Source organism: Pedobacter panaciterrae (assembly GCF_013204795.1).
GTDB classification, from domain to species: Bacteria; Bacteroidota; Bacteroidia; order Sphingobacteriales; family Sphingobacteriaceae; genus Pedobacter; species Pedobacter panaciterrae.
Map to the genome: position 1 here is coordinate 1 of NZ_JABMKW010000015.1, position 5,618 is coordinate 5,618.

Annotated in this window: 1 protein-coding gene; it reads right to left on the reverse strand. The window is 43.1% G+C overall.

Annotation, left to right across the window (positions count from 1 at the left end):
- A partial coding sequence (locus HQN86_RS07910) for an immunoglobulin domain-containing protein (RefSeq protein ID WP_449580840.1) occupies positions 1-5,618 on the reverse strand: 5,618 nt, incomplete at both ends.

Here is a 5,618-nt window from a genome sequence, read left to right on the forward strand (position 1 = left end):
GTTGTTCCGAAACAAATCGGCGCCCCTGCACCCGCCACTGTAATATCAGATGCTATTGCAGGTGGGTTAACAGTTAAGGTTACAACTTTAGCATTAGCTGCTGCGTTTTCACACTTATTAGAACCTCTTACAGTTACATAATAAGTTTTAGTAGCAGTAAGCGCTGGTGTATTGAATATTGCTCCGGTGAATACCACATCAGTTAATGCGGCATCACTATACCAGGTAAATACTGGGTTGGTTACTGTTGTACTGCTTGCAGTTAGCCTAGCAGTTGTACCTGCACAGAATGGTTTATCGGCTCCACTTACATTAATATCTGTTGCCAAAGCTGGAGGATTAACTGTTAATGTGATTGCTTTAGCCGTTGCTGCAGTGTTTTCACATTTATTAGATCCTTTAACTGTAACGTAGTAGGTTTTGGTTGCGGTAAGTGCCGGAGTGTTAAAAATTGCTCCGGTGAAGACCGCATTTGTTAACGCAGCATCACTGTACCAGGTAAACACAGGGTTGGCAACCGTTGTACTGCTTGCCGTTAATTTAGCGGTATTGCCCGCACAGAATGGCGCATCAGCCCCAGCTACACTTATATCAGCAGCAAGTGCAGGCGGGTTAACAGTTAAAGTAACTGCCTTAGCTGTTGCTGCGGCATTTTCGCATTTGTTGCCTCCTTTAACTGTAACATAATAAGTAGTAGTTGCAGTAAGGGCTGGTGTTTTAAATGTTGCTCCCGTAAATGCAACATCAGTTAAGGCCGCATCTTTGTACCAGGTAAACACAGGATTTGTTACTGTTGTACTGCTGGCGACAAGATTTGCTATTGCACCAGCACAGAAAGGTGTTCCTGCTCCGCTAACGGCAATGTCTGCCGCAGTTGCAGGAGGGTTCACTGTTATGGTCACAATTTCTGCACCTGAACTTAAGTTTTCGCATTTATTAGAACCTTTTACTGTTACATAAAGCGTTGTTGATGCGGTCAGAGCCGGTGTTTTATAAACAGGTCCTTCAAAAAGCTGATTAGTTAACGCAGCATCGCTGTACCATGTAAATACCGGATTGGTAACAGTAGTTGTAGTTGCTGTTAATGTAGCTATCGTACCTGCACAGAATGGTGCGTCAGCTCCACTTACCGCAAGATCAGCTGCTGTTGCAGGTGGGTTAACTGTTAAGGTCACTGTTTTAGCGGCAGCAGCAGTATTCTCACATTTATTTGCACCTCTTACCGTTACATAATAAGTTGTGGTTACAGTAAGTACAGGAGTTTTAAATGTTGCACCTGTAAAGGCCACATCAGTTAAAGCTGCATCTTTATACCATGTAAATATAGGTGACGTTACGGTGGTACTTGTAGCCGTTAGTGTTGCTTCTGTTCCTGCACAGAAAGGTACATTGGCTCCGGCAACAGTTATGTCAGTTGGAAGTGCTGTTGGATTTACTTCTAATGTAATTTTAGTACGTGGTGTTGTATTTACACATGAGTTACCATTTACCGCCTCTACATAGAAGTCATGTTTGCCTACAGATAATCCTGCAGAAGTAGTATAAGTGTCGGTATTTGAAGCTAAAAGATTACCGCCTGTTAACGCGTCGTACCAGTTGAAGGTAACACCTGTTACAGGATTCACTTTTAACGCTACCGGAGTATTAGGACAAGTAGTTGCAGGGTTTCCTGTTGCAGCCACTGGTGCATTTGGTGATGCAAGGATGGTAACTGTTACCTTCGTTTTAGCACTTTGACAGCCATTACGTAATGCAAGTACGAAATAATCATAGGTACCTGCTGCAAGTGTTGGATCAGTGGTTAAACTTGCACCGTCTTTGCCGGTTAAGTACTCAGTTCCTTTATACCATCTATACACAATACCCGCAATTGGGTTTTGTACAGATAAGGTAGCTGAAGTACCGGCGCATGCACTAACTGTGGCGCTTTGAACAGTTGGAGCAACAATAGCACGTTGAGCGTAGTTAAAATCAAGTGTATTCAGAACCGAGGCAACACCCGATCTTATTCTTAACTCTACTCCGTCAAATTGTTTCTGAGGAACGAAAGAAAGTATTGCGCCTCTGTCTCCGCTAAGCAGTTCAAGGTGAACAATCGGATTGCTAACAACAATCATATCGTTATTGCTAACGCCTGCTTTCAGTGTTGTTAATTCTACAGAAGATAAAATTGATAGCGACAATAATTTACCAGGAGAACTTACGCGAACGCGAAGTGTATCACCAACATTAGATAGGCTTGTAAATCCAACTTTTTGATAAACTGAGGCGCCCAATGCACCAACTGGCATAACAAATGAAGAGGCACTTTCTGCATCATCATCGATTGCTTTTTCTGGGTTAAATACCCCTGTTAGTATGCCCAAACCATCAACCCCATATCCAAGATCCACGGTCGCAGCTTCACAAGGAATGTCTGTCGGAGATGCATTTGGGGTAACAGTTACCACTACTGACGCTCTTGCTGAAGCCGGACATCCTGAAGCTAACTCTGCAGTTACATAGAAAGTTCTTGTGATATCAACAGTTCCTGTATTTATTAATGGGTCTGTGGTGTACTCAGCTGTAGTGGCAAGAACTGTTGTTGAAGTTGGAGAATCATACCATTTAAACAATGCACCTGCTGTACTTGAGGTAGCAGTAAGAATTGCACGAGCGCCTGATCTAACAGTAACAGATGCCGGTGTGATTACCGGTTTATCCAGTGTACCTACTTTAATATTAGCCGTTGCTTTTGCAGACTCAACTAAACAACTATTAACCGCAGACACGGAATAGCTGGTAGCTGCATTAACACCTGTTACTGTAAAGGTTACTCCATCTTTACCTGCCTGGTATACACCTGTACTATTATACCATTTATAAGTAATTCCGGTAAGCGGATTGCTTACAGCTAAAGTAACATCGTTACCTAAACAGGTATTAATATCGTTTGATACCAAAACAGGCGTTTGAGGTGTAGGTGTAACTGTAATATTGACTGCAGTTCTATAGCTTGTACAACCAGAGGCAGTATTTGCTTCTACAAAATATCTTGTATTAGCAGTTAAAGCAGGTGTTGTGAAACTAGTTCCATTTGCCTGGAATACTCCCGCTGCATTGTACCATTTATATGTGATACCTGCCTTAGGATTTAGTACAGTGAGTGTAGCTGTTTGAGAAGCACAAGCTGTAACATTCGGCACAGTTACTTCAGGAGCCACTGGAACGCGTTGTGCATAGTTTACATCAACAGTGGTCAGTACTCCTGCAAGTCCTGAATTTACGCTAACCTCAATTTTATTAAATCTTTTTGTTGGTACAAATGAAACTAGCGCTTCAGTGTTTCCACTTAACAATTCCACACGTACCAGAGGATCGTTTATTGCTAAACCATCATTGTTATTTGTATTATTTTCATAAGTACCCACACGGATGCTTGAAAGAATGCCCAATGAAAGTAATTTTCCTGGGGCACTTAACAATACGCGCACAGTATCACCAATATTTGACAAACTCGAATAGCCCAAACGTTGATAAACTGATGCATTTAATGCACCTATTGCAAGGACTAAAGAAGATCCGGTTTTGGTATTGTTGTCTATAGCTAATTCAGGATTAAACACCCCCGAAAGAAGTGCAACACCCCTCACTCCATGCTCTTCTAAAGTTGGAGCTTCACAAGGAACCGGGTTCGGACTACCGCCACCATTTACATTAATTGTTACCTGAACACGACTTGGTGCTGAACAGCCCGTAGTACTAGAAGTTGCCTCCAGGTAATACGTAGTTGTTGCAGTAAGTGGTGGAGTTACGTAAGTTGGTCCCGTTGCAATGGCTGTTGTTGAAGTTGCAGACGTATACCATTTGAATATAACGTTTGCATCTGCAGAGGTTGCTGTCAATATAGCCGTTTGACCTGGGTTAATTGTTGTAGCAGATGCTTGAATCTGTGGTAGCACCGGAAGTGGGCTTACACTTACAGCAACCGCCGTACGTGTAGCGCTTACGCAGGTACCGTTCGCTGCTTCAACATAATAAGTTGTATTTACAGTTAACGCTGGTGTTGTAAATACTGCACCAGTGAAAATTGCTGTTCCACCTGTTGCGACAGTATACCATTTATAAGTTGTGCCTGTTACCGGGCTTGTAACTGGAATTACAGCTGAAGACCCTGAACAAACAGGGGCGACTGCAGCTACTACAGGTTTAGCCGGAGCAGTAGTTACAGTAACTGTAACAGGAATACGTGTTTTATTCGCACAACTTCCTTTGCTAACTTCTATATAATAAGTTGTGTTTACAGTCAATACAGGGGTTGTAAAGTTTTCTCCGGTATGAACCAAAGTTCCACCTGTGGCATCTGTGTACCATCTTAAAGTTGTTCCACCGTTTGCAGCTGCAGAAAGAACTGTTGCCGATCCTGAACAGATTGTTTGGCCAGTTGCAGAAACAGTTGGATTTGGATAAATCACTTCAGCTCCATAAATACGTAGATTTACCAAGGCTGACACAAGTCCACCAGCCCTAACTTCTACTCTATCGTAGATGCCCGTTGCCGGTAATGTCGCTGAAAATCTATTACCGCTTAATAGTTTCAGATATAGCAACGAAGCGTTAAGATCATAGGTTTTAACAACGGATGTGCCATTCATTATTCTTACCTGAATACCACCTAACACCGTTACATCTGCTAAGCCGGTCGGAGTTTCAAGATCCAGACGGATACTGTCGGTTGCAGCACCCGAGCTTGGGAACAGCAATCTTTGATACCCTGAACCAGCAACACCTACTGGAAGCGCTATTGAAGTATAATTTGTGAAGTTATTATCAACAGAATTACCTGGATCAACTATAGCACATAACAGACATATACCTTCGATGCCACTTTGCTGGCTATTAGCCGCATTACAGTTTGGATTAACTGGCCCGCCGACTACAGTAACAGTAACAGGAACTCTTGCGGAACTAACACATCCACTAGCATTAACTGTTTCTACATAATAGGTAGTGGTAGCTGTTAATGCTGGGGTTGTAAAGCTGCCACCTGTTGCGAGTGTAGCTCCTCCGGTTGGTGCAGCATACCAATTGATAGTTGCTCCTGCACTTGCAGTTGCCAGTAAAGTTGCTGTCTGCCCAGAGCTTATTGAAACATTGTTTGTACTAACAGTTGCTTGAGCTGGCAACGGATTAACCGTAACTGCTACAGCTGTACGCGTTGCACTTGTACAGGTGCCTGCTGAAGCTTGTACATAATAGGTTGTATTTGCAGATAATACAGGAGTAGTGAAACTATTTCCTGTAAACAGTACCGTTCCGCCGGTAGCAACAGAATACCAGGTATACGTTATTCCAACTACTGGGCTGCTCACTGATAGTGTTGCCGAAGATCCAGAACAAACAGGACCTGCAGCTGCTACCGTAGGAGCAGTTGGTGTTGAAGTTACCGTTACCTTAACAGGTACACGCTCTACATTTGCACAACCAGTTTTGCTTACTTCTATATAATAGGTAGTAGTAACAGTCAGTGCAGGGGTAGTAAAGGTCTCCCCGGTGGCAAGTACTGTTGTACTGCTGGCCGTAGCAAACCATCTTAAAGTAGTACCTCCGTTGGCAGTGGCTTTCAGTACAGCAGTGCT